The organism is Shewanella sp. SM87, from assembly GCF_025653705.1.
GTDB classification, from domain to species: Bacteria; Pseudomonadota; Gammaproteobacteria; order Enterobacterales; family Shewanellaceae; genus Shewanella; species Shewanella oncorhynchi.
Genome location: NZ_JAKKSC010000104.1, coordinates 1 through 502 on the forward strand (window position 1 = coordinate 1; position 502 = coordinate 502).

Consider the following 502-nt stretch of genomic DNA (forward strand, 5'->3'; position numbering starts at 1 on the left):
AAGCATCTCCGATTACCCCTGAACAAATTGAAATCCGTGAGCTGAAGAAGCAAATAGCTCGTCTTGAGGAGCACAATCTTATCCTAAAAAAGGCTACCGCTCTCTTGATGTCAGACTCGATGAACAATTTACGCTAATCAGCGCACTCAAGCAGAGCCACTCTATTCTCACAATTTGTAATGCATTCAAAGTGCATCGAAGTAGCTATAAGTATTGGCTAAAAAGAAAAGAACATATTGATGCAGACTTTACTATTTTATGCAGTGAAGTGAAGGCTGCACATCGTATTAGTCATGGCTCTGCCGGTGCGCGAACGATAGCGCAATTAGTGACTAACAAAGGGATTGGTCTCAGTCGTTATCGAGCCCGTAATCTAATGAAAAAGCTTGGGTTATTAAGCTGTCAGCAGCCTAAGCATTCTTATAGAAAAGCGACACAAGAGCATGTTGCAATCCCCAATACGCTTAATCGACAGTTTGCAGTAACTCAACCAGATCAAGTG

General features: G+C 42.0%; 1 pseudogene. It reads left to right on the forward strand.

The window, feature by feature from the left end:
* Positions 1 to 502: pseudogene (locus L5M11_RS24060) on the forward strand (IS3-like element ISSba5 family transposase); the annotation flags it as partial.